Genomic DNA, 23,425 nt, shown 5'->3' with positions numbered 1-23,425 from the left:
TGTTCGTGAACTCTTGAAAAGCGCGATTTTCCAATCTAGTTAAGCCTTTCTCCGCGGGATTCCGGTGACTTTGCTCGTTCTCGGCGTTGACTCGTGGTTGGAGCTATTTGGTGTAGGTTGCCGTAAGGTTGGAGTATCCTACCACATAGCTGTATCCATCCCCAAGGCTGCACCCAAGGTTCACGTAGTTAGGTAGATTGAATACCGTCTGCTGTAACTGCGGTACTGGATATCCCACAGCGACCGTGACCGCAAAGGGGAAACTCCAGCACTGGTTTGGAAAGCCAAGCAGATAGATGGCAGGTGTTGCGTTCACGACTGTTATCCTGAAGACAAACCAGCTGTCAGTGTTCGCCGGGAACTGGAGTGGTGGGTAAACCGTCTCATTGAGGCCGGTTGAGGTCACCCATTGACCTTTCTGGTCAACCAACACGAGCGGGGTCAGCGCTCTGCCATAGGCAGTGCTGTTGATGTTTGTCGAGCGGATATCCACACAGACAGAAGCAGTGGAATTGAGGTAAAACAGGATCACGGAGGTGTTGCTCTTCGTCCCCTCAATCGTCGTCGGTCGGTTATCGAGCGAGTCGTAGCTCATGTCGCACCTCTGGAAGGAGTAAGGAGCCCGTATCGTCGTGAAGTCTGTCGTGGTTGCCGTTACGGTGGTGGTTTGGCGACTGCTTACTCCACCGAAGTATCCGGCGCTCAGACCAAGCGTCAGCATTAGGATGGCTAGGAGAGCGATGATCGCCTGCCGCATGTTCCACTCAGGGCTTGACCCCACTTGTCCCTTATGAAGACTCCTCGTTTCTCACTTCGACCTTGGCTCCGCATATCTCGCAGGGAACCGCCTCGACCTCGTTCCCCTTGCCAGGGTGGTCAGTCACAGGCTCCGGGATCGAGGCAGTGCAGTAGCCACTTGTCCCATCTTGATGGACGGCGACCGTGAACTCCCCAGAACCGCGCGCAAATTCCCTTAAATCCCGCCCGAGCCCGGCAGACACGTTGAGCTTTTCCCGGCTGGCGCCGGTGCTTGTCGCGCTTTTGCTGGCCGCCTCCGCCGGGGTCCCCGCCTTCGCCGTCCACGCCGCCGCGTCCCCGTCTGTCAGTGCCGCCACCCCTCCCGTCCAACGCCCTCCGTTCGCCTCCTCGTACTCCCTGAAGGGGGCGGCGCCTGGCGACCTTCCGATCCTGGTCACGTTCGCGATCCCTCTCCGCAACGTGGCGGTCCTCGACTCGCTCGTGACCCAGGTGTCCGACCCCGCCTCCCCCTCCTACAGGCACTTCCTCACCCCGTCCGAGGTGAAGTCGGAGTTCCTCCCTACCGCCGCCTACTCCAGCCTCCTGAGTTTCCTGCAGTCCGACGGGTTCTCCATCGACATGACGGCGCTGGACTCTGTGATAGTCGCCGAGGCGACCCCGTCCCAGCTCGCCTCCGCCTTCCACACCGGGGTGGACATCTACTCCAACGGGACGTCGTCGTACTACACCACCACCGGAGGGCCGACTTTCATGGGAGCCTATGTCTACTCCTCCAACGCCACCTTCCTCTTCACCAGGCCGGCCTACGGCGGGGCCTCCGCCCCCGGCGGGAACGTCTCTTTCACAGCGGCGACGATGACCATGAAGAGCCTCCAGCAGGTCTACAACCTCACCTCGCTCTATTCGGCGGGGCACACCGGGGCAGGCGAGACGGTCGGGATCCTCGACTACTACGGCTCGCCGACCATAGCCTCTGACCTGGCCCAGTACGACGCCCAGTTCGGCATCCCCGCCTCGACGCTGAATGTCACCCCTGTGGGCCCCTACGACCCCAACCTCGGCGCCGCCCTTGGTTGGAGCACCGAGGTCTCGCTCGACGTGGAGTCGGCCCACACCATGGCGCCCGGGGCGGCGATAGACCTCTACGTCTCCAACGGGGCCCTCCCGCTCGTGGTCCCTCTCGCCCAGATCGTCCAGGAGGACAAGGTGGTCACCCTCTCCCAGAGCTTCAGCACCCCTGAGTGGTACTACTCAATCTCGTCCCTCCTCGGAGGGACCGCCTTCTTCACCCTCGATGCCCTCCTGCCGGACCAGTACTACGCCCTGGGGTCCCTGGAAGGCATCTCCTTCCTCGCCTCCTCCGGCGACGCAGGGGGGAGCGGATACAGCAGCGGCCCCGAAGGGACGGTCGGCTATCCCGCGTCCTCTCCGTTCGTGACATCCGTGGGCGGCACCCAGACCTACGTCTCTGCCTCGGGGCCGGGCTCCAACGCTTCGGTCCAGACCGCCTGGTCCAACTTGGCGTACGTCCCCAACGGGGCGAACGCAGGTGGGAGCACAGGAGGGGTCAGCATCCTCGAGCCGAGGCCGTGGTACCAGTCGTCCCAGGCGTCTCCCCCATCCTACCCTGACGGGAGGCTCGTCCCGGACGTCGCGCTCCAGGCGGGGGTCGACCCGGCTTCTCTCATAGTGGACTCGGGGCAGGTGGTGGGGATAGGTGGGACCTCCGAGTCGTCCCCGCTGCTCGCCGGGCTGCTCGCGGTCGTGGCCCAGTCGGCGAATGGCGCGCTGGGGCTGGCCAACCCGTTCCTCTATCAGGTAGGGAACTCCGCGTCGGACTACGCAAAGGGGTTCTATCCGATATCGTTCGGGTACAACATCCCATGGAAGGCGGGGTACGGGTACAACCTCGTCACCGGCTGGGGCGCCCCCAACGCGGGGGGGCTGGCCGCGCTGCTCAACTCGACAGCGTCCTCTCCGGGGCTGTACATCCAGGGGGAGGTCCTGAACAGCGCGGGAGCCCCTCAGATCGAGTTCACCCAGGGAGAGGCGTTGACGGTCTCCGTCCGCGTGGCCTCCGGCGGCTCCATCGTGACGACCGGGAGCGTCACGGCATCACTGCAGGCCCTTTCGGGAGGGACGGCGCCAGTCTCGCTGACCTATCAGCCGAGCATCGGCAACTGGACGGGCTCGATCACAATGGGCTCCCAGTCGGGGCTCGCGTACGTGCAGGTCCAGGGGACCTCCGGCGGGGTGTCCGGACAGGCGATGGCGGAGATCTTCGCCGGCTACCTCGGCTCGCTCTCGGCCCCTGACTACGGCTACGTCCTCCCCACCGACCCCTGGTCCTGGAGTCCGGCCCAGCCGCTCGCCGTCGCGGTCAACGCGACCGACCTCAACGGGGTCGCCGCCCCTGACACTTCAGCTTCTCTCTTCGTGGAGTCGTACTCCATCTCCGGGAACTCCTACGGGGTCTCCGACCAGGTGACCCTCTCGAGCGTCTCCCCGGGGAACCTCTTGGGGTTCCTCAGCAACCCGGCCCCCGCCGGACCGGCCACGCTGGCCCTCGGAGGGGACATCTACGGATACGCCCCCATAACGAGCGGGGTCTACCTGCAGACGAGCTACATCTTCCCTGAGGTCGCCGCCGAGCCGGGCTCGGCCTCCCCTGGCCAGGCGCTCACCATAATCGCCGACCCGATCGCCCCCGTCAACGTGTACTTCTCGACATCCTATGAGACCGGAGGGCTCTTCGGAAGCGCGGTGGCGGTCGGGTCCGACGTGACGGCGACCCTCGTCAGCCCCGCGGGGGCCGACGTGTCCACGGCCTCGCTCTACTACCAGGCCTGCGCCCAGGCGCTCCGGGTCTGCAACGGCGGCGCCCCCACGCTCTACGGCCAGCTCGCCATCCCGGCGTCGGCGACCCCCGGCCTGTACACCGTCAAGCTGAGCTCTAGCTTCACGTCGTACACCCCCAACGGGAACGTGACGGGGTCCTTCTTCGGCCAGGTCATGGTCACCCAGGCGCCGCTGACGACTTCTGTGTCGCTTTCGCCCTCGACCCTGTACATGGGGGAGAAGGCGACGGTCGTCGCCAACATAGCCTACCAGAACGGGACGGAGGCGAAGTTCGGCGAGTTCACCGCTGCCCTCTACCCTGCCTCCCTCCAGGGCGAGTACACGACGGCCATACACACCGCCTACGCGAGCTCAGAGCTCATCCAGCTCGCCTACAACGCCACCCTCGACAGGTGGACCGGAGAGGCGACGATGCCCTCCCCCTATTCGGCCGGGTCGGCTTCGGGGACGGGCGGGATCCTCCCCTACTCCGGGAGCTACGAAGTCTTCGTCACAGGCTTGACCTCAGACGGGGTCCCTACCTCCACGGCCATCTCCGGCCAGCAGGGGGTGCAGATACAGCCCTACCTCTTCGCCGCAGGCAACACCCTCCCGTCCCAGGGTTCGGGGGTCGCGTTCAGCGGGGCGAACATCACCGGGGCCAGCGCGCTCTCCGGGGACGTCTTCGCAGGCTCTGACACCATCTCCGGAGGCAGCGTCCTGGTGTCTTCTTCACAGATACAGGGGACCCTCACCGTCTCCGGCGCGAACGTCACCCTGGTGGGGGTCACGGGCGGGAACCTGGTTGCGGTGGGGAGCACGATAACCCTGAAGGACTCCTCCCTCGGCTCGCTCACCCTCGAGAACTCGACCGTGTCCCTGCGGAGCTCCGCCTACACGGCGCTGAGCCCCGCGCTCCCGTCCATAGCCGTCCAGGTGCCGTCGAGCTCAGGGGTGTACACGGGGAGCTCGGTCACCGTCAGCGTCAACGGGACCCAGGTCTCTTCTCTTATCGTGTCCCTCGACGGGGTCCCCATCGCCTCCCTGGCGGGAGGGCAGAGCTCCTACTCGGTGCCGCTGGACTCGTCGACGCTGGCCGACGGCATACACCAGCTCACAGTGGTGGCCACCCAGAGCGACGGCATGGCCGCCTCCGAGTCGGTCTCATTCGCCTCCGCGTCGCACGCTGAAGGGCTGCTCGCGGCCTCTTCTCCGCTCGTCCTCGGGCTCATCGCGGTCGCGGCCCTGGCGGTCGTCGCCCTGGTCGCGGCGCTGGTATCGCTCAGGAAGGGGAGGGAGGGCACGTCCCCGCCCCGGGCCCAGGCGCCAGAGCCCCCCGGGCCGCCTCCTGCTTAAAGAGCCCCCGCAAGCGAGGGTCTCAGAGATGGCCCTCAAGGTGGTCCCCCAGGGGACGAAGCTGGACGGTACCTCGCTGATAGCCGGGTTCCACGGCATCGGCGCGACAGGATACTGGACCGTCAAGTTCCTCATCACCGAGCTGAAGGCGCAGAGGAAGTGCTTCATCGACTACGAGCACGCGCCCGCGGTGGCGTCGCAGGCCGAGGGGAGGATCGCCACCCCGTACGAGATCTACTCCGCAGGCGCGCTCTCGCTCTTGAAGGCCGAAGTGTCCCCGGTGCGGGAGAAGGAGAACGAGTTCTATCACCAGCTGGCGGAGTGGGTGGTCACCTCCGGTGTGAAGGAGGTCGCCCTCGTAGGAGGGCTCGACGAAAGCCTCAGGTCCGACGACAGCAGGTACAAGATAGCGATGACGGGAGCGATGGCCGGGGCAGCCGGGTTCCAGGGGGAGCCGGTCTTCGAGGAAGACAGGATGATAGTCGGCCCGGTGGCGTCCCTCCTCAACGCCTTCGAGATGAACTCCTTCCCGGCGTTCGCCGTCCTGGCCTACTCCAACACCGAGAGGGTCGACCCGAGGGCGGCCGCCTCCGCGGTCGAGTTCCTCTCCAGGAGGTACGGCTTCGCCGCCAACACGGAGCCCCTGATCAAGGGGGCCGAGGTCATCGAGAGCGAGCTGAAGCTGATGGAGGAGAAGGAGAAGCGCCCCGCCGGCTCGGTCTACTCTTAGGCCGTTTCCGCCCTGCAGTCCGCTCCCCCTCGACGGTGACCTTCGAGTACCCCATGCTCTTCAGCTTCTTCCTGACTTCCGCCGGCCCCCAGATCCGCTGCTCCTCGGCCGCTTCCGTCTGTCCGAAGGGGTAGACGAACCGCAGCTCCGCGGGGTAGGGTCCGAGGACGGGGTGGACGAGGTACCTGTCCGCCCCCTTCATCCGCCCCTCCGCCGAGCCGGAGACCACCGCTTTCGTAGAAGACCTGACGGACATCCGGGCGAGCCTTTCGGCAGCCGTCGCCAGCTCGGGCCTCGCGAGGTCCAGGACGCTCCTCACGAAGAGCCCTTTCTCCTTCTGCGCTGGAGTGCCGGCGGCGAGCTCCTTCGAGTGCGCGGCCAGGCGGGCGAACGCCTCCCTGAGCTTCGGGTGCGCCATGGACCTCTCCTCGACGAGGTCCCAGAGCCTCCCCTCGGAGATCGCCTCCTTGCACGCCTCGAGCTCCTCCCTCAGGACGTAGAGGTTGTGCGTCGAGAGCGCCTTCGTCCTCTCCCGGTCGGGAAGCTCGCGGAGCTCCCTGACTCCCGTCCTCGAGCAGACGGGGCAGCTGCACGGGAGGTACTTCATCACGTCGAACGCCAGGACCCCGCTCTTCCACATGTACCGGCCGCTCCTCGCGAAGAGGACGTAGCTGGCGGAGTCGAAGGTGTCGCACCCGAGGGCGACGGCCAGGGCCATGGTGAGCGGGTGGCCCGCCCCGAAGAGGTGGAGCGGGACGGAGTAGGGGATCGCCCTCTTCGCCGCGAACACCATCTCCACCAGGTCCGCGTACATGTAGTTCTCCATGACCTGCACAGGGCTCCCCAGGGCGAGGAACCCGAACCCGGCCTTCACCAGGGACCTCGCCGAGCGCCTCACCAGGTCAGGGTAGAGCCCCCCCTGGATGGGGCCGACCCACGCGGTCTCCTCCTTCCCGAACTCCCTCAGGGTGGCGGACGCGTTCTTCAGGCTGTAGTCGACGGTCTCCTTGGCCACCCTCCTGCTCTGGGGATACCCGGTCGGCCTGTCCAGGGTCACGGCCAGCTCGGTCCCGATCCCCGCCTCAAACTTGGCCACGTCCCCGTACCCCACGTCGAGGTCCCCGTACTCCAGCACCTGGTACCCGCCCGAGTCCGTGATGAACGTCCCGTCGAAGTCGAGGAGCCGATGGATCCCCTTCTCGAGCACCTCGTCCCTCCGCCTCTTCATGAGGATGTACGAGTTCGTCATGAGCCCCCCGTACCCCATCGACCTCAGCTCAGAGGTGGGTATCAGCTGGTCCACGGGGTGGATGACTGGGAACATGTAAGGCGTCTCGAGGGTCTTGCTCCCGACCTTCAGGGTGCCGATCCTTCCAAGCAGGTCGGACTCCTTTACCTCGAAGTCGAGCCTCAACTCGGGGCGCAGGAATGCGGGGCGCTATAAGCTCTGGCGGGGCGCTCGGGTTCTGTCAGGTCGACGGTTGAAAAGGCGGTCTTCTGGCTTGGTCTTAGGCAGGGCTAACCGCCTGTCGCTGACCATCTCCGCGGGAGTGCCAGCGTCAGATGCTACCTTTCCACATACCCAAGTGTAATACGGCTTGGTCGCGATCAGACTCGATGCCTTCTTCTTGCCGACAAGCTCAGAGAGAGACTCCAGTTCGAGGAAACAGACGAGCAGATGAAGGTAGGTTGATTCTTCATTTCGGGCCCCTCCCTGTTCTCGGCCAACCTTCGCAGTAGGATACTTCCTTCTGAGGTCTTCCATAGCTAACTTCGACTCGGCCGGGTGCATGCTTAGGTGCCGGCGAATCTGCTCGTGCAGGAACTCGGAGGGCAGACCCGAGGACGACTTCGACGTTACTCCGGTGCCGAGAGTCAGGACGGGACGCGAGTGAGAGACCGTCGAGTCGTCTATCAGGACATGGCGAGTGAACAACCACTTGTCGAGACGGTCATCACTCCTGACCACTCTCAGTAACCTGCTTCTGAGTCGCCGTCGTGCTTCGGTGTCTGAGACCAACTTCACTTCGATTGGCTCTTCGTCCTCTCCGCGTCTTGGAGAGTCAACCTTCTGTTCTTCCCTTCGACTTTCCTGCGCTTTTGACTGGCGTGTCCCGGGCCCTCCATGGGGCCCGACGAAACTGTGGCAAACCCCGGCTCTTGAGATTGGGGCGTCCGTCCGTGAGTCCGCGCATGACCCTTTCGCGGTCTCTGGCCTCACCGCCCGTCATTTCGCGGTGGTGATTGCTTCTGGATGGCCCTCATCCCCTCGAAGCCGAGGTTCATCGCGAATGTCAGGTGGTGTTCCCCACGGACAAAGCACTGGCGTCTCCTGACCTGTTTCTTCTGACTCCGCGCTTCTTCATGCTCTTGCGATGGCGGAACTCGCACTCCGATACCGCGACCGGCTCGATAAACGGCTTCACACCTGACTGCCTCGCGAACCTTCCGAGAGAACCCGGTCGCCGCGGGCCGCAGGAGCTCGGCACCAGACGCGCCCCGCCCCCGGAAACCCTTTTGCCGACCCCTCGCCCGGAGGGCTCGTGGGTCACGAGGAGATAATCGCAGAGGCCGTCCGCGCCATCAAGCCCCACCGGGTCGAAGACCGGCTCTTCGGCAACGTGGCGGCGGTCGTCGTGTCGGAGAAGGGGAACCACTATGCCGGGCTCTGCATAGACACCCCTTCGGGGACGGGGTTCTGCGCGGAGGCCGCTGCCATCGGTGCCATGGTGACCGCGGGTGAGTACAGGATCAAGGAGGTGGTCGCCGTCTCGAGGCACGACGACGGGGAGCTCTACGTCCTCCCGCCCTGCGGCCGCTGCCGTGAGTTCATGCGCCAGATAGACGAAGGGAACCTCGAGGCGGAAGTGGTCCTCGGCCGCACCGAGTCCTCGAAGCTCAGGGACCTCCTCCCCCGCCACGAATGGCCGGACCGGCTGGGAAAGTAGCTCTCTGCGAAAAGTCTCCCCTCTGGGGATAGACTAATCTACACGGGGCTGTGAACTGGCGACCATGAGCAGGGTTGCGGACGTGAAGACCCGCATCTCCTCGGTGGAGCTCCTGGCGACCCTGAAGAAGAGCTACAGCTACAGGGAGCTCTCGTCGTCACTCGGGCTGTCCGCCCCGATCCTCAGCAGGTACGTCAGGGGGCACGTCCTCCCCAGCGCAGCCCGCTCGGAGAAGTTCATCGCCACGTTCAGGGAGAGGCTCCTCAGGAAGATGATAACTGACTCTGTGAAGGTCACCCAGGACGGCTCTTACGACGTCAGCGAGATAGTCAACAACGTGGGGCTCCTCAGGCAGATAGCGAAGGTGGTCTACAGCGAGTTCAGCGCCGTCAAGGTCGACAGGGTGGTGACCGTGGAGGTGGACGGGGTCCCGCTGGCCGCCGAGGTGGCGGGGGAGTTCAACGTCAACCTGGCGGTCGCGAGGTCTGAGAGGGAGCTCGGGGTCGAGGAGTTCATGGAGCAGAAGGCCGTCTATTCGCCGTCGTCGGTGAAGTACCTCTACCTGCCGAAGGCTTCCATCAGGAAGGGGGAGCACCTGCTCGTGGTGGACGGCCTGGTGAGGTCCGGGACCACAATCGAAGCGCTCGCCGGGATCGCCGAAAGGGCGAAGGCGAAGATCGTGGGCGTGTTCGCCATCGCCTCCGTGGACCAGTCAATGGCGAAGCTGAAGGGGAGGCTCGGCCTCACCTGCCCCATCGAGTCGCTCGTGACGCTGGAGCAGAAGCAGAGGCGCTACACGTACTAGTGATCCGAGGTTGACCCCCTTCACCATCGACGCCAGGTTCGTCACCGACGCCGTCCCCCCGAGGCGGAAGGACGCCCACAAGAGGATGAACGGGACCGTCTGCGTGGTAGGGGGGAGCAGGCTCTACCACGGCGCGCCGTTCCTCTGCGCCACCGGGGCCATGAGGGTGGGGGTGGACCTCGTATTCATCGCGGTCCCGGCGCCCATCGCGAACCCCGTCCGGTCCCTGTCCCCGGACTTCATCGTCGTCCCCCTCCCGGACTCCAAGCTGACCCGGGGGAACGTGTCCAAGCTCCTCACCTGGGTCCCCGAAGTGGACGCCTTCGCCGTGGGCCCGGGGCTCGGGCCCCAGAAAGGGGAGGCAGTCGCCCAGGCGCTCAACCAGATGAAAGGAGACGGGAGGCGCCTGGTGGTGGACGCCGACGCCCTCCGGCCTCAGATCCTCCCCTCGCTCAGGGACGCCGGGGCCGTGGTGACCCCGCACGCCGGGGAGTTCGAGCGCCTCTTCGGGGAAAAGCTCCCCGACGACGTCGAAGGGAGGGTGGGGGTGGTCTCTGACCATGCCAAGAAGGCCGGGGTGACGGTGCTGCTGAAGGGGCCCACGGACGTGGTGTCAGACGGGGAGAGGGTCGGGCTCAACGAGACCCACTCGGCTGCGATGACGGTGGGGGGTACGGGGGACGTGCTCGCCGGGGTCGCCGCGGGCCTCCTGGCCAGGAACGTCCCTCCGTTCGAGGCGGCGTGCGCGGCCGCCTACATCAACGGGGCCGCCGGGGTAGAGGCTGCGAAACGGCTCGGGCTCCACATCGCCGCGTCGGACGTTGCAAACGAGATTGCAAACGTGGCGAAAGCGTTCGACAGGATAGTCTGACCGCTCCGTCCCGGGCGCACCCGAACGGCTCTACGGACCAGGGACCAGGGGGTTCCCGGAAACCCACCCTGACACGCTGACCGTCCCTGCCCCTAACCGGCCGAAGGCGTCGTCCTTCACGAGCTTCGACATCAGCCTCGGCTCGACCGGGTAGACGAACAGTACGGTCTAGGTGAAGGCGAGGGGGCTGAAGCACGACTCGACCGTCCTTGCCCACACGGACGTGATGAACGTCTTCGAAGGCAGGGATGCGACAAGAGAGAACCCGTGAGCGTTCTACCGAGGACGAAACCGCCCACTTGGGCATTCGGACCATCGCCTAGGAGGCGCAGTGAACCCTAGCACGGCAAAAGGCTTCCTCCGAATCTTCTTAGATGTCGGCCCGCCAACGTAGCACCATGGGAGTCGCTTCCGACGTCGCAGTCAGGTTCGACAGAATCGCATCTAGTTATGACGAGACGAGGGAGCGGCTCACGGACGAAGCCGTCGAAAAGGTGGCTACGCTCCTTCGTAGGGACGGCGCAGTTTCGATCCTGGAAGCCGGCGTGGGAACGGGGCGCATCGCCCTCCCGTTGCAGAGAAGGCGCTTCGAAGTGACGGGGCTGGACCTGTCGGCGGGAATGCTCGCGAAAGCGAAAGCCAAGGGGATGGCCAGACTGGTTATGGCTGATGCGGCCAGCCCGCCGTTCAGGAGGAAGAGTTTCGACGCCGCAGTCCTCGCTCACGTGCTTCAGTTGCTTGAGAACCCAACCCGGACCTTCCAGAGCCTCTCTGAGGTCGCGAAGAAGGAGATCGACGTCTTCCTTAGGAAGCCTAACGCACATCACGACAGGGCGAATGAGGCGAGAGAGCAGTTCTACCTTGCATTCGGGGCCGCCACGAAAGAGCTGGGAGTCCCCTTCGGCGAGCGGTACTACGCCTGGCGCGGCAGGTATGCGAAGTAGGACGATTTCCTCGCGAGAAACCCGCCGGACGAAGGCATCACTATCCAAGAGGCGGAACTTATCGAGAGCATGAAGGGATACATGTCCTTCATGGAACCCTCCTGCTGCAGTTTCACCGCGGATGTATCAGAGGAGGACTTCAGTCGTGTAGTCGAACGAATGAGGGTCACCATCGACCTCGACAGGGTGATTCCTTACCAAAGGGTAGACCAGATGCTCATCTGGCACCTATAGCGCAACGCATGGATTAGGTACTCCCGGCGGAGGCCCGATGAACCTATGCATGGCAGGAGCCGTTCTCACTCCTGGTAGCTCCGGAGTGTCCTCCTGAGGTAGTTTGTGTGGAGCCTCTCGTGATCCACGAATCGACGAAGGACCTTCCTCGCTGTCCAGAGATTGCAGGTGGGGTTGGGGTCATACTTGGGCTGAAATATCTCTGACCGTTGTTGCTTCGATAGATTACGCAGGCTGGTTGCCGCCAACCCACGTGTGTATTCGAGGAGCTCGAAGACGTCTTTGGGGAACTCGCTTGGAAGCTCGACGTCGAGCCGAGTGATGTACCACCATTCGACCGCCGCTATATGTCTCAGGCAGTTGTAGACTGTCCGGGGTTCGCCTTTCGGTTTCCACCTTAGAGCATCTCTTCCAAGCCCGGTGCACAGCTTGAGAAGGTCGCCGCGGGAATAATCCAGCAATCGGAGGGTCCTGTCGATGTCACCCCTCGAAACCGGACGGACCTCCGACCAGAAGAGCGGCTCTGGCTTGCCCGCTTCCGCAGGGTCATATGTGACGCGCATGACTTCAGGTTCTGGTGCGATCGCCGAAGGGGACTCGATATCCTCGCCGTGGACCCTGACCCATGCGTGCCACTCCCGAATGGCAGTCTTCACCTTATGCAGGGCGCTCTTCCGGTCTCTGCCGAACACCCAGCAGCCGGGGAAGTCGGGAGCGAAGGCTCCGGAGGCTTTGGGACCGACCTCGAGGCAAACCTGGACCTTCACGCCATGTCCCCATCAGGTCGGAACTATCGTCTAATACGCGGAACGCTAGTCCGGCGCCTGGACCCAGACTCGGACGAGGTACTCCCGGCGGAGGCGCAATGAACCCATTCGGGGCAGAAAGGCCAACCCCGTCGGCTCCGTGGGTCGTCCTTGTCTGACCGTTGGGCCGAACTGAGCTGCGGTCTCCAGCGCTGAATAGCTAGGCTTCCCTGTAGGAGACAATCTTCCCGTCCCTGTCGTCCACAATCAACTCCTTCTTGTTGGTCGTCGGCTGGCCTATGTCCGCGAGAACTCGCCAATTCGACTCCGCTTCGACGCCCACGACGGAGGAGATTCTGACGCTGTCGAAACCAGCCTCACCCTTCAGGAACTTATTGGCTATGACGATGACTTCGGAAACGGACATCTTCAATGGCGTCTACTCCGTCCACTTGCTTCGAGGAGCTTCCTTTCAACTTGTCGGCGGAGGCGCAATGAACCTTAGGCACGGCTCTCACTGTCGCGCTTGCGCCTCTGGCCGATGTTTATCGGGTTGCCGTCGGGGTCGGCCACCCACGCAGAGTGGGGCTCGTTATCGTTGGCATGGAAGGCGTGCGGCGGACCGAGTGACGGCGCGCCTTCGGATGTCGGCCGAGCGTAGTCACGGTCTACATCATCTGTCCAGAGCAGGATTCCGACAGGCCGACCGTCGAGGTCCGGGTTCAACCCGTGATCATGAGCGGCTTCCACCGAGGAAATCCCGATGGTGAGCTGCTCCAGGGTCACCCCCACATGTCTCGGTTTGCCTTCCTTGGGCGTCCGGGTTCGCCGTCGTCAACGCCCAAATGGTTAACACGGGAGGCATCCGTTTCTCTAAACGTGTATTTTCGTGTACACGTCCAGATTCGGAGCGCTGGCAGCATCGGTCCCACCTGCTCTGACGGCACCAGGCGCGCCGACAGGATACAGGTATTCATCCCTCATTTGCTGCCAGGAGGCGTCCGCACTCACGGCAAACGGCGTCAGGCCGCAGAGGCGCACACCACGACAGAGAATCGCCAGACTGGCGAGCCTGTCCCTGTCGTAGTCCACGCCGCATTTGACGCACCTGCTCATCGCCCACGCCGGGTGCTCCGGCTTGCCACCGCAGACAGGACACTCCGACGAGGTCCCTCGTGGGCTCACATAGACGGTGCGGTTCGGCGACTTGTACTCGACCATCGACTGATACAAGCGGTATGGCCACCTGTTGAGATACGTACGAAGCTTCCGGCTCTTTTTCGCCCCCCTGCTCGTCGTCCTGATTCCTCTCAGATTCTCGAAGATGTAAGATGTATTGGGGTTCCCCTTCACCGTCTCCGTCGACAACTTGTGAAGGGCGTCCTTTATGCGGTTCCTCTGCCTTCCCCTCGTTTCCCTGAGCTTCCCCATCCTCTTCTGAGGGTTCCCGACGTGCTTCTGCAAGGCCCTCCTCCTTCTCGAGAAGTCATTCTGAACTTGCACTACCTTCCTCAGTGATTCCGTCTCCACGCCTTCTAGAGCCGGTTGGCTCCCGATCCTTGCTGAAGTCGAATCGACGCTCTTGAAGTTCAGGTCCTGGGCCACGAGCCTGTTGCCGAGAGGTTTCCCTTCCTCTCTGATGGCGAACGTCAGGCATACCTTCGTGTCCGTGATCAGAAGTTCCGACGCCCTCCCCTTCGAGTACTCCTGATAGTGCTTGTTCGAGGCGTTGATGGGGAGCCAGACGTATCTGTTGGGCTGGAGGGTGATCCTGACGCGTCCGTCCACGACCCTGAAGAGCTCCCCGTCGATTCTCATGGCCAGCCTCCGCACCTCGGGTATCCTCAGCTCCCCGTGGTGGTTCTTCCTGTAGGACCGGAGCATCGCTACAGCGGTCCTGCACACGGGGTTGATGTGGTGTCTTCCGTAGTCGTATCGCGAATAGAACCACTCCCTGATGTCCCGCCTTAGGGCAATCGGAGACGGAATCCTGCGCTTCTCATCCCTAACTGTGTCCCCATATGCAACCTGAAGCGCATACCTCGTCGCGTCCTGCATGTCCCTGAGGTATCGCACCACTTCCTCTGACTGCTCCTGGTTCCACACGATGGTCCTCTTCTCTCCATTCGACTTCCAGGGATGACTCAGGGGGACGACGTCACCTCTTTGACGCTCTGCAGAAGCTTCTTTGTCTTGTGGCTCCTCAGGCCATAGAGCTTGGCGGAGAAGGACGTGATTATGGCGATCAGGTCCTGCACCAGCTCCTCCTGTGGTGAAATGGCCGTTTTGCTATTAACGACCACTATCTCTGTCCCGTACTTGGCGCACACCCACGAAAGCAGGTCAAACCCGAACCTAGCAAGCCTGTCCTCGTACGTCACATAGATGCTCGAGACCTTCTTGCTGAAGACGTCGTCGAGCAGCCTCAGGAGATCCCTCCTCTCGAAATTCAGCCCAGACCTGATATCCGAATACACCTCGGCTCCGGGTGCTCTGCCCTTCAGCACCGCGATTTGATTGTCCAAGTCCGACTTTTGGTCGTGCGAAGACACCCTCGCGTAGGCCGCCTCCCTTCTTTGTTCGGCGACGTTCATCAGGCGCCTAATCTCCGACTCTGGTACCCTTCTCCTCCCGGTCGGGAGCCTGAGACACTTCATCTTCCCCTGCCTGTCCCAGACCTGTATCGTGTGGGTGGTCACCCCGAGAATCTCTCCAGCTTTCTTTGGGCTGTAGCTCCGTTCCAATGTGTTTCGGCATATAAATACACATTAATACACATTACAGGTTAGCTGCTGACAACCCTTCTCAAGAACTCCACCACACCCTCACGAAGGAGGCTTCGGCCCTCCGCTCTGGCTACGCACTTGCCTCCCTCGCCGCGATAGCAGGAGTCCGACTCATTTTACGCTGATATAGCAATTCTCACTCTCGGGACTAGCACCCGAAGCCGGGACTCGCAGGACCCGAAAGTGGACCAGATGAAACAGGAGCCGATAAGGAGGGGAGGGGCATTCGACCCTTGCAAGAGGCGGGCCCCAAAAAGGGAGAGGTACTCGTTGCACTTCTGTAACGGACCCCACCAGGCCCGCCAAGGCAAATTTTCCGCCAGGTTGCCGCGACCGTGGACGTTTTCACCATTGAGAATTGACGCCGGGCGTTAAGAGGGCGGCCAGGCTGCCTCCGTGGTTGCACCGATCAAGAGGCGCCATAGGTTCGTCCCTGCTCGCCGGGCTCTCAGCCAGGGCTGAGTTGACCCTCTCCCCCCTCGACGCCTTCGCGGTCCAGGTGGACAGGTGCAGCGGCGACGGCGACTGCGCCGCGGCCTGCTCGGTGAAGGTCTTCGAGACTGACCAAACAGGGCGATGCAGGGTAGTCAATGATTTCCTCTGTTACGGCTGCATGGCCTGCGTTGCACAGTGCCTCGAGGGAGGGGTTCGCATAGTCCCGAGGCGCGAGCCGAGGTTTACGGATATGGACGAACTGCTGAGATAGGCCCTATCCTTCTTCCTCGGCCATGGTACGCCACACCTCGTTGGGGGGAGTGGACCTTATCGTCGGCTTCCAGTTCGAAATCGCTGACCACGGGCTCCTGACGGGCCTCTTCAGGAAGTCCCGGGTGTACTCGGAGAGCGGATGCCAGCGCCCGTCGTCGACCAAGTGTTCCCTCCTGATTATGACAGGCTTCGGTCTCATGGTTGCGGGCTTGGACCTGTCCGGCTCTATGGTGACTGCGTTGGTCGGGCACTCCCTCACGCAGATCATGCACCCCGTGCACCTCTCTTGTTCAATCAGGTAGGGCTTCTCCATCATCCAGGGCTTGGGGCTCGAGCCTTCCATCAGGGGCCCGTAGAAAGACACGTCGTTCGGCTTCGTGAACTCAATACAAGTGGAGGGGCAGAGGTCCATGCATGCTCCGCAGTTCATGCACCGGCTTTCGTCGACGACGAGACTGTAGAGCACCATGTTCTCGCCCCCTATGCTATGTAGTCTACGCGCTCCCTTGGCAGGAGCGCGGGAACTTGCGCCTTCGTCCCTTGCACTGGCTGGGGATTGTTGCTACGCTCTGTGTCGGAGTAGACCCTGCCCGAAGACACGGGCACCGATACCGCGGGCGAAGAGGATGGAGAAGGAGCGCCCAAGGACTTCTTGGCACGAATCCTCGAGTGAAGGAGCGGGTGGGCGAAACCGACTGCAGCGATCAAGCCCAGAGCAGCGAAGCAGCTGTAGAACGACACCATCGCCAAGCCCAGGTTCTGGGTGGAACTGAAGCTGTTGTACACGCTGGCCCAGAACCCACTCGTGGCGCTGACGCCGGCGGGAAGTGTGCTCAGGGTGAGGGGTGTCTCTGTGATGAAGACCGTGCCGAAGATCCAGGATATCGTTCCAGCGAAGACCACGACTGTGACGAAGCGGAAGGCGTTCCTGTTGTCGTCAGCGTCGAAGTAGAGCTTGGTCACCAGGGCCGTTGCGAAAAGAACGGAGGTGAGGGGAAAGAATGGCACAGCCAGAGGATAGTCGAGGAAGGTACCGGGGAAGAAGACCATCAGGCTCATGATGAATGCTGTGAACATGAGCCCGTCCCTGATCAGCACATACGAGAGCCACCAGATGTCCGCGCCCAGTCTGAGGGTGAACTTGTCCAGTATCCTCAGAAAGTAGCCTCTGGCAATCTGGAGGGAGAACGCCATGGCCGTGACGAAGACGAGGGCAACGGCTATGGTCGATTCGAGCCAGATGGAGCCGGCGCTGACTATGTCAGTGGTTGAGAGCGCATAGGTCGGCGGGATGCTCGATACGGCAAGGACTGCGATAGATGCTAGGGTTGCTGTCGCAAGTTTCATTTTCGATAGTCCCATGACCCAGGACTTGTGCGGGCTTTGGAGAAAAGCCCGTCTGCCGTACTGTCGGCAGGTTTGGACAGTTCTGGGCACTTGCACGTTTTTATATCGGAAGGGCCTGAATCTAACCCGAATGGGCAGAAAGAGCATTTCAATCGACCACGCTGTCTACGAAGAGTTCGCGCTTCAAGCATCGAAGCAGAACAAGACCCTGTTCTCCTTTGCCAACGAGGCCCTGTCCCTGATCTCTCAGACGAGTGCTGAGGGAGCAACTCCAGACAAGCTGAAGTCGACCTGGAGGATAACGTCTATCTTGAAGGAGATGGACGTCATCACCCTTCCAGGGGACTTCGTAGACGGTCTGGTCTCCAAGATCTGGGAGTACGACAAGGATTACTTGCTGAACGCCTTTAGGAATCTCGGCAACAGAATCGTCCCGCTCCTCAAGACCATGGCCGAAGACCTGAACGACCTATCAGACGTAGCCAAGCAATTCGCCACAATCTTGCCTGTAAAGGAGTTCAGCCTTGTGGAGAAGCCAGACGAGAGCATCGAGGTACTGGTGGTCGGAGCAGGCAGGATAGTGGAGGCCACTGCCTGCATGGCTGAATTCATCAGAGGAGTCTTGGACGGGTATCAGTACAGCGTGATGAAGCAGGAGATGAGCCTCGGAATCATAAGACTCACCGCTTTCCGCCGCGGCGCGTGGCAGAGCCAGAGGACCCGGGCGATTTCACCCTAGCCCCGGCAGCAGCCCTGTGTACAGTTACGCAAACCTGTCGGCATTTGGGTAGACAGGTTATTGACGGAGCGGGGCAATCACAGCTTGGAAAGAGAGGATTGAGCTCTGAGATGGCCGCCGAGCTTAAGGTCGCCATGCGGGCGCTGAAACAGTACGGGGGGCTGGACCCATCCAAGAACAGGGCTGCGATAAGGGGGGTCGGCAAGGTCATGGGCTCTGAGTTTGCCAAATGGATGATTGCGAGGAGCTCCGCCCAGAGTCCGGCGGTCGGCAATCACAAGTCAAGACTGCTGGTAGCGGGCCTCTCTTCATTCTGGAAAGACAACGGCATAGGGGAGATGAAAGTCGTCGACGAAGAGCCTCTGACCATAGGCATCGAGAGGTGTCACGACTGCCTGGGGTGGATGACCGGGGTCGGAGTCGCGGTGTGCCCATTCAAGGAAGGGTTCCTCGAGGCCGTGTTCGATGACGTCCTGAAGAGCAAGCATTGGGTTGAGGAGACAGAGTGCTGCGGGACCCTGTCCCCCAGCTGCAAGTTCGAAGTGACGGAAGGGGAACCAAGCAAGTCAGGATGACGGCGGCCGGTGGCCAGCCTCGGTCTCTACGCCTTGGTCTGCCCTGGCCGAGCGCCCGCTCCGGACACCTTCGTCGTCGCGCCCGACCAAACAACAGCTTAGTTGACGACATGCTTATACGGCGGCCGCCGCCTGAAAGGCCGAACTGATTTGGTGTCAGAAAAGATTCTCCGTTTCCAGAACAAGAACAAGGACCCTGCTTCGCTGAGCCAGCAGATAGTCCAACAGCTCCAGTCGGAGGGGTACAAGACCAACATGGCGACGGCGCCCCTCGGGACCGTCATTCAGGCGCAGAAGGGCGGGATAATGAGGGACCTGGTCGCGGCCGAGAGGGCCTTCACCATAATGGTCACCGGCCAGCCCAACGACTTCTCCGTCCACATAGGGGTGGGCAAGTTCTTCCAGAACCTTGGCGTGATGGCCGCCGAAGCGCTGCTCCTCTCGGAGCTGTTCCTGGCCGTGGACATCCCCGAGATGCTCTGGACCGAGCACGTGGAGAAGGGACTGGCGAACGAAATCACGCAGATAGTGGGCTGAACTGCCTCCCGGCGTCCGTGCGGACGAGCGCCCAGGCTTCGGAGACCCGATCGGCTACAGGGGACACGGACCACGCCGCGTCCCCCTCCTTCGTCGGCCCCGCTGAACGGACTGACCCGCAGATGCTGCTGTTGCAGGGACGAGGCGAAGCAGCAGAGAGGGCGCGGACTAGCTACGTCTTCGCAAACACGGCGGTAATCGAACCTGCCGGGTCCGTTCGCGAGGCCCGCAGAAGGTGTGCACCGCTCTTTCAGCTCAGAGCGCGAAGTCGCGCGCCGCCTGGACGACTCTTCCTTCCTCGTCCCTTCGGTCTGACCCGAGACACGCAGATCCGGGGAGAAGCTCGAATGACAAACGGAGCCATTTCGGGGTGGATGGCCTATGCCCGAGGAGAGAGCCCGCCGGCCCGCTGGGAAGGCCAGAAAGAGGGTCGCCACCAGAAGGGCCGGGGCCAAGCAGCCATCGCGGAAGGCGGCCAGAAGGGCCCCGAAGCGGAAGGTCGTGAGAAGAACGGCCAGGGTCGCCAGGCCTGCCCCTGCTCCAGCACCGGCGCTGGCAATCCCCCCAGCGCAGGCAGAACCAGCGCCCGCGACAGCGGCCCGAAGGAAGGTAGGGGCTGCCAAGTTAGTCAGGACTTACGACTAGTTTAAAATCCAGACCATCGGTGGGCCTCCATGACCATAGAAGCGATACAGGGGACGGGAAAAAGGTGGGACGAGCTGGCCGACCAGGCCGCGGTGGACAGGACCGTCGCTGCGCTGAAGTCGAGGGGGTTCGAGGCGGAGGTCGTCAGGGACGGCGGGTCGGCGCTCGAGGCGGTAAAGAAGATCATCCCGGCCGGCGCGCGCGTCATGACCAGCGGGACGACCCAGGAACAGATCGGGCTCATGGACATCCTGAAGTCAGAGGGGAGCCCCTGGGTGAACCTGAAGGGGGAGATACTCGCCGAAAAAGACAGGGACAGGCAGGTGGAGCTGAGGCATGCGGCGATCTACGCGCAGTACTTCGTGGGGAGCGTCCAGGCGGTCACCGAAGAAGGGGAGCTGATCACGGGGAGCGCGACAGGCAGCCAGCTGGCCGCCTACGCCTACGGGGCCGAGAACGTGATCCTGGTGGTGGGGACCCAGAAGGTCGCCAGAAACCTGGAGGAAGGGCTCAGGAGGCTCAGAGAGCACTCCACTCCGATGGAGGACAGGAGGATGAAAGGGGTGGGCGCTCCGGGGACGGTGCTTTCGAAGACACTGATAATCGAAAGGCAGACCCGCCCCAAGGTGCACGTCATTCTGGTGAACGAGAGCCTCGGGTTCTAGGCAGGCGGGGCCCTGGGGGTCCTGCACGAGGAGCAGACCGCCTCGTCCGAAGCGAGCCGCTCCCCGCATGGCTTGCAGAACGCGGTCCCGCCCTGGGAGCCTCAGGTGGCCGCAGGCGTCTGCGTAGACCCGGCCGGGACGGCTGAAGGCGCTCCACTGGCCGGGGTTCCCTTCCCGTCTCCGAACGTAGCGTTCAGGCTGGCCTCGGCTTCGCTCATCCCTTCGAAGAACTCGACCAGCCCCTGCAGGACGCGTAACCCGGCCGAGGCCTCGAGGAGCCCGAGGGTGATCAGCAGGGAGATGCTCACGAACAGGCTGAGCGTCACAGGGTTCTGCACCCCGACCTTGAAGTCGACCATCCCTCCCGCGAGGAGGAAGAACCACATCGCCCCGATCAGGGCGCCGTAGACCATCTTGATCGGACCCCTCACCGTGAACGGCTTCCGGATCGTGTTGTGGACGACCTGGACCACGATGAGCGCGCCGACCAGGTAGAAGTACTCAGGGCTCTGGATGAAAGCTATCACGTCTGAATAGAAGGTGATCCCCGCCGAAGAACCGGAGACCAGCCCGCTGGCGTCGTTGACCCCGTATCTCACCCCGTCTGCCAGCCCGAAGGTGATCGCCCCTCCGATTATTCCCAGGGCCAGACGCCACGCGCTGACGCTCCAGGCGTCTCCTCTGACGGACCACCCGAACGTCCCTGGCCGCTTGCTCAACGCGCCATCGCCCTCCTATGGGAACCCCGGCAACCCGGGGAGCCCTCCTGTGCCGCTTGAGGTCCCGCCTAGCCCCCCGATGATCGGAAGGCTGGCGGAGCCGTTGATCGGGACGTCCGTGGAGAAGCGGGCCGAGATCGGGATGAGCCCTCCCAGGTCCGCCGTGAACGTGCCGGTCAGGTTGGCGCTGGTCGCGGTCGAGAGGCTCTGCAGGTCCGGCAGCGCACAGCCGGCGAGGGACGACACAGACGACGGCGAAGACGCGTTGACTTTGATGTCGGGGAACGTCACGTGCATGGTGACGGTCTGGCCGGGGGGGACGTTGGCCACCGGGACCCCCGCGGTGAGGAACGTCGTGCCCCCGACCGAGAAGTTCAGGTCGGCGCGGACGCCGTCAAGGGGGAGGATGCCTCCGTTGTGAACTTCGACGGTGTAGATGGCGAGGCAGGGGTCGGCGGGGTCGGGGGCGGATGTAGGCTTCCCCACTACCCCGATCCGCAGGGTAGAGTAGACCGGGAGCGCTATGCTGAAAATCGCCAGGACCACCATCAGGAAAGCGAGCATCCCGAGGCCCCTAGACAGCTTCAAACCAGGCGACCTGCTCCTCCGGGAGGTAGCGCCGCGGCTGCCTTCACACGCCCTTCTTGGGTGCTCAGCACCATCGCTATACCAAAAGAACGTTATAACCATGACAGTAAAGCTTGAAGAGGTCTTCCACGCGTTTGCCGGGAGTGAAGCACCGCCGCCCCGGGCTCCAGGGCAAGTGGGCCTACGTCGTCAACTCGCTGCAGGAGATCGTCCCATCGTACGAGCTGGCGTCGAGCAGGATCTCGCTCTTCGCCGACAAGAAGATGCGCGAGGAGGCGGTCTCCTTCGCGGTCAGAGAGGGGGACCTGGTCCTGGACCTAGGCTCGGGACCGGGGACCATGTCGAAGGTGGTGGCGAGGAGGGAGGGGACGCCCGTCCTCCTCGACGCGTCTCGCGTAATGCTGAAGGCGTCGGGGTCGCAGGACGCCGTCCAGGGGACGTTCGAGTATCTTCCGTTCCGCGACAGGACCTTCGACTCGGGGGTCTCGGGGTTCGCGGTCCGCGACGCCCACGACCTGCCGGTGGCCCTTGCGGAGCTGGGGAGGGTCCTGAAGCCCGGCGGCCGCTTCGCGCTCTGCGACCTGGGGAAACCGGACAACCCCCTGAACTCCGTCGCCCTGGGGATGTACCTCAGGATGGTCCCGCCCTTGATAGGGCTGGCCTCCGCCGGCAGGGCGGGGCTCCGCTACGGGTCTCTCTTCGACACCTACAACCTGGTGCTCCACAACTCGGACCTGGCGAAGTTCCTGACCCGCTACCTGGGGGAGACGTCGATCCACAGCATGAGCCTCGGGGGCGCGATCGTGGCGAAGTGCCAGAAGGGGGGAGCCCATCCGTCTTCGGTCCCGGCATAGGCCCGCCCGCGTCTCCGTCGTCCGCGGGGCTAGACGACCCTCGCGAGCGCCCTGATCATCTCGTCCGACTTCGACGAGGGGACTCTGCACCCGGCCGCCTTCCTGTGCCCTCCGCCGCTCCCTCCGAGCCTCGAAGCCACCCTTGTGATCGTCCTCCCCAGGTGGACCCTGCACTCGCTCGTCCCCCTGAGGCTCACCTCGTACCACCCGGCGTTCTTCTCCTTCATGGCCACCCCGACAGGGACGTCGAATGCCCCTATGAGCAGCTTCGCGATGTTTCCGGTCGAGTACTGGGCCGTGACCATGTATGCGAGCCTCCCCGCCTTCGTCCCTGACTTCTCCACCTCCTTCACAAGCCCGGCTTCCAGCACGAGCTGGCGGACGGCCGCCTCGGCGACGCCTGCCATCTCGTGGGGGTACTTCATGGCGGCCAGCTCCCCCACCACGCGCTCGGGGAACCCCGCCTCCTCGGCCCTGTTCGCAAGAGCGAGGGCCAGGATCGTCGACTCGGCCAGGACGAGGTGCCTGTCTGTCTTCTCCATCAGCTTCTTCCCCATGGGGGAGTCGTCCATGTAGTCGGTCACCGCCCCGTACAGGGCGATCAGCCTCGCCCCCTCCGGGAGGGAGTCCCTGAACGTCCTGTAGGTCAGCATGCTCGCGCACTCACGCACGTCGTGCACCACCTGGACCCCCGCACTCTTCAGCTTCCTCTTCGCGGCGTCGGTCATGTAGTGGTGGTCGATGTACGTCACCCTGGCGTGGCCGGCCAGCCGCTTCATCTCGGCGAGGAAGTCCGGAAAGTCGGCCGTGTCCGCCCCGAGGTCGCTTACCACCACCCGGTCGGCGTCGCCGGGGACCTTTCTGAGGTTCGCTACCACGTCGTCGTAGTCAGTGAGGAGCACCGTCCCCCCGGTCGCCGCCGCAGCAAGCGACCCGGCGCCGAGCCCGTCGACGTCCTTGACATGAGAAATGCAGTACGCTTTCAACGCCGGCCGCTGCCGCGGCCCGGATATAACGGGTCCGCAGAAGGG

Annotated in this window: 24 protein-coding genes; 13 read left to right on the top strand and 11 right to left on the bottom strand. The window is 63.2% G+C overall.

The features are described from left to right. Positions 1–103: 103 nt before the first annotated feature. Positions 104–757, bottom strand: a complete 654-nt coding sequence (locus tag JRN21_05490) for a hypothetical protein (GenBank protein MDG6988765.1) — start codon at positions 755–757, stop codon at positions 104–106. A gap of 245 nt (positions 758–1,002) precedes the next feature. Between JRN21_05490 and JRN21_05485 the strand changes: the two genes are divergently transcribed. Then, positions 1,003–4,953 carry a hypothetical protein gene (locus JRN21_05485; GenBank protein ID MDG6988764.1) on the top strand — a complete coding sequence of 1,317 codons (3,951 nt, stop codon included), beginning with the start codon at positions 1,003–1,005 and terminating at the stop codon, positions 4,951–4,953. Between the two features lie 28 nt (positions 4,954–4,981). After that, a complete protein-coding gene (locus JRN21_05480) occupies positions 4,982–5,683 on the top strand; it encodes a proteasome assembly chaperone family protein (protein ID MDG6988763.1) in 702 nt (233 codons plus the stop codon). Here JRN21_05480 and tgtA read toward each other — a convergent pair. Next, entirely contained in the window at positions 5,616–7,097 is a 1,482-nt protein-coding gene (gene tgtA, locus JRN21_05475; protein ID MDG6988762.1) for a tRNA guanosine(15) transglycosylase TgtA, read from the bottom strand. The two genes, JRN21_05480 and tgtA, sit on opposite strands and share 68 nt — an antisense overlap. A 1,129-nt stretch (positions 7,098–8,226) precedes the next feature. Here tgtA and JRN21_05470 point away from each other — a divergent pair. The 5 genes from JRN21_05470 to JRN21_05450 all read left to right on the top strand — a co-directional run bounded on the left by JRN21_05470 (position 8,227) and on the right by JRN21_05450 (position 11,485). After that, positions 8,227–8,631 (top strand): cytidine deaminase, encoded by a 405-nt coding sequence (locus tag JRN21_05470; protein ID MDG6988761.1) that lies wholly within the window; start codon positions 8,227–8,229, stop codon positions 8,629–8,631. Positions 8,632–8,695: 64 nt separating this feature from the next. Then, a complete protein-coding gene (locus tag JRN21_05465; protein ID MDG6988760.1) occupies positions 8,696–9,436 on the top strand; it encodes a hypothetical protein in 741 nt (246 codons plus the stop codon). An 85-nt stretch (positions 9,437–9,521) separates the two neighbouring features. Next, positions 9,522–10,307, top strand: a complete 786-nt coding sequence (locus JRN21_05460; protein MDG6988759.1) for an NAD(P)H-hydrate dehydratase — start codon at positions 9,522–9,524, stop codon at positions 10,305–10,307. Positions 10,308–10,705: 398 nt separating this feature from the next. Further along, positions 10,706–11,251, top strand: a complete 546-nt coding sequence (locus JRN21_05455; protein ID MDG6988758.1) for a class I SAM-dependent methyltransferase — start codon at positions 10,706–10,708, stop codon at positions 11,249–11,251. Between the two features lie 69 nt (positions 11,252–11,320). Further along, positions 11,321–11,485, top strand: coding sequence for a hypothetical protein (locus tag JRN21_05450; GenBank protein MDG6988757.1), 165 nt, complete (start codon positions 11,321–11,323; stop codon positions 11,483–11,485). A 65-nt stretch (positions 11,486–11,550) separates the two neighbouring features. Here JRN21_05450 and JRN21_05445 read toward each other — a convergent pair whose 3' ends face one another. From JRN21_05445 to JRN21_05430, 4 genes are all read right to left on the bottom strand, one after another. After that, positions 11,551–12,252, bottom strand: coding sequence for a DinB family protein (locus JRN21_05445; protein MDG6988756.1), 702 nt, complete (start codon positions 12,250–12,252; stop codon positions 11,551–11,553). 199 nt (positions 12,253–12,451) lie between these two features. Next, the gene (locus JRN21_05440) at positions 12,452–12,658 is read right to left on the bottom strand and encodes a hypothetical protein (protein ID MDG6988755.1); all 207 of its coding nucleotides are present in this window, start codon (positions 12,656–12,658) and stop codon (positions 12,452–12,454) included. Between the two features lie 446 nt (positions 12,659–13,104). After that, positions 13,105–14,337, bottom strand: a complete 1,233-nt coding sequence (locus JRN21_05435) for a transposase (protein ID MDG6988754.1) — start codon at positions 14,335–14,337, stop codon at positions 13,105–13,107. A gap of 38 nt (positions 14,338–14,375) precedes the next feature. Further along, positions 14,376–14,975: an IS607 family transposase gene (locus JRN21_05430; protein MDG6988753.1), complete on the bottom strand. Its 600-nt coding sequence runs from the start codon at positions 14,973–14,975 to the stop codon at positions 14,376–14,378. Between the two features lie 442 nt (positions 14,976–15,417). Here JRN21_05430 and JRN21_05425 point away from each other — a divergent pair, with 442 nt between their 5' ends. After that, positions 15,418–15,723: a ferredoxin family protein gene (locus tag JRN21_05425; GenBank protein ID MDG6988752.1), complete on the top strand. Its 306-nt coding sequence runs from the start codon at positions 15,418–15,420 to the stop codon at positions 15,721–15,723. A 3-nt stretch (positions 15,724–15,726) separates the two neighbouring features. On the opposite strand, the gene JRN21_05420 is transcribed toward JRN21_05425, so the two are convergent. Together JRN21_05420 and JRN21_05415 are read right to left on the bottom strand one after the other, a co-directional pair. Next, the gene (locus tag JRN21_05420; protein MDG6988751.1) at positions 15,727–16,194 is read right to left on the bottom strand and encodes a 4Fe-4S binding protein; all 468 of its coding nucleotides are present in this window, start codon (positions 16,192–16,194) and stop codon (positions 15,727–15,729) included. An 11-nt stretch (positions 16,195–16,205) separates the two neighbouring features. After that, the gene (locus JRN21_05415; GenBank protein ID MDG6988750.1) at positions 16,206–17,087 is read right to left on the bottom strand and encodes a hypothetical protein; all 882 of its coding nucleotides are present in this window, start codon (positions 17,085–17,087) and stop codon (positions 16,206–16,208) included. A gap of 115 nt (positions 17,088–17,202) precedes the next feature. On the opposite strand from JRN21_05415, the gene JRN21_05410 reads away from it, so the two are divergent. The 4 genes from JRN21_05410 (at position 17,203) to JRN21_05395 (ending at position 20,233) form a co-directional block, all read left to right on the top strand. Beyond that, entirely contained in the window at positions 17,203–17,811 is a 609-nt protein-coding gene (locus JRN21_05410; GenBank protein MDG6988749.1) for a hypothetical protein, read from the top strand. A gap of 98 nt (positions 17,812–17,909) precedes the next feature. Beyond that, on the top strand, positions 17,910–18,386 hold the full coding sequence (locus JRN21_05405) for a hypothetical protein (GenBank protein ID MDG6988748.1): 477 nt from the start codon (positions 17,910–17,912) through the stop codon (positions 18,384–18,386). 150 nt (positions 18,387–18,536) lie between these two features. Beyond that, positions 18,537–18,923: a hypothetical protein gene (locus JRN21_05400; GenBank protein ID MDG6988747.1), complete on the top strand. Its 387-nt coding sequence runs from the start codon at positions 18,537–18,539 to the stop codon at positions 18,921–18,923. 674 nt (positions 18,924–19,597) lie between these two features. Next, the gene (locus tag JRN21_05395) at positions 19,598–20,233 is read left to right on the top strand and encodes a lactate utilization protein (protein ID MDG6988746.1); all 636 of its coding nucleotides are present in this window, start codon (positions 19,598–19,600) and stop codon (positions 20,231–20,233) included. A 101-nt stretch (positions 20,234–20,334) separates the two neighbouring features. Here JRN21_05395 and JRN21_05390 read toward each other — a convergent pair whose 3' ends face one another. Both JRN21_05390 and JRN21_05385 read right to left on the bottom strand, forming a co-directional pair. After that, positions 20,335–20,952: a hypothetical protein gene (locus JRN21_05390; protein MDG6988745.1), complete on the bottom strand. Its 618-nt coding sequence runs from the start codon at positions 20,950–20,952 to the stop codon at positions 20,335–20,337. A gap of 15 nt (positions 20,953–20,967) precedes the next feature. After that, complete coding sequence (locus tag JRN21_05385) at positions 20,968–21,540, bottom strand: hypothetical protein (protein MDG6988744.1); 573 nt, start codon at positions 21,538–21,540, stop codon at positions 20,968–20,970. Between the two features lie 143 nt (positions 21,541–21,683). Between JRN21_05385 and JRN21_05380 the strand changes: the two genes are divergently transcribed. Further along, the gene (locus JRN21_05380; GenBank protein ID MDG6988743.1) at positions 21,684–22,394 is read left to right on the top strand and encodes a class I SAM-dependent methyltransferase; all 711 of its coding nucleotides are present in this window, start codon (positions 21,684–21,686) and stop codon (positions 22,392–22,394) included. 29 nt (positions 22,395–22,423) lie between these two features. On the opposite strand, the gene JRN21_05375 is transcribed toward JRN21_05380, so the two are convergent. Then, positions 22,424–23,380: a hypothetical protein gene (locus JRN21_05375; GenBank protein ID MDG6988742.1), complete on the bottom strand. Its 957-nt coding sequence runs from the start codon at positions 23,378–23,380 to the stop codon at positions 22,424–22,426. Between the last annotated feature and the right edge of the window lie 45 nt (positions 23,381–23,425).

The organism is Nitrososphaerota archaeon (assembly GCA_029785825.1).
Classification (GTDB): domain Archaea; phylum Thermoproteota; class Nitrososphaeria; order Nitrososphaerales; family Gagatemarchaeaceae; genus UBA183.
The sequence above is the reverse complement of the archived record's forward strand: the minus strand, read 5'-3'. Positions and strand labels throughout refer to the sequence as shown.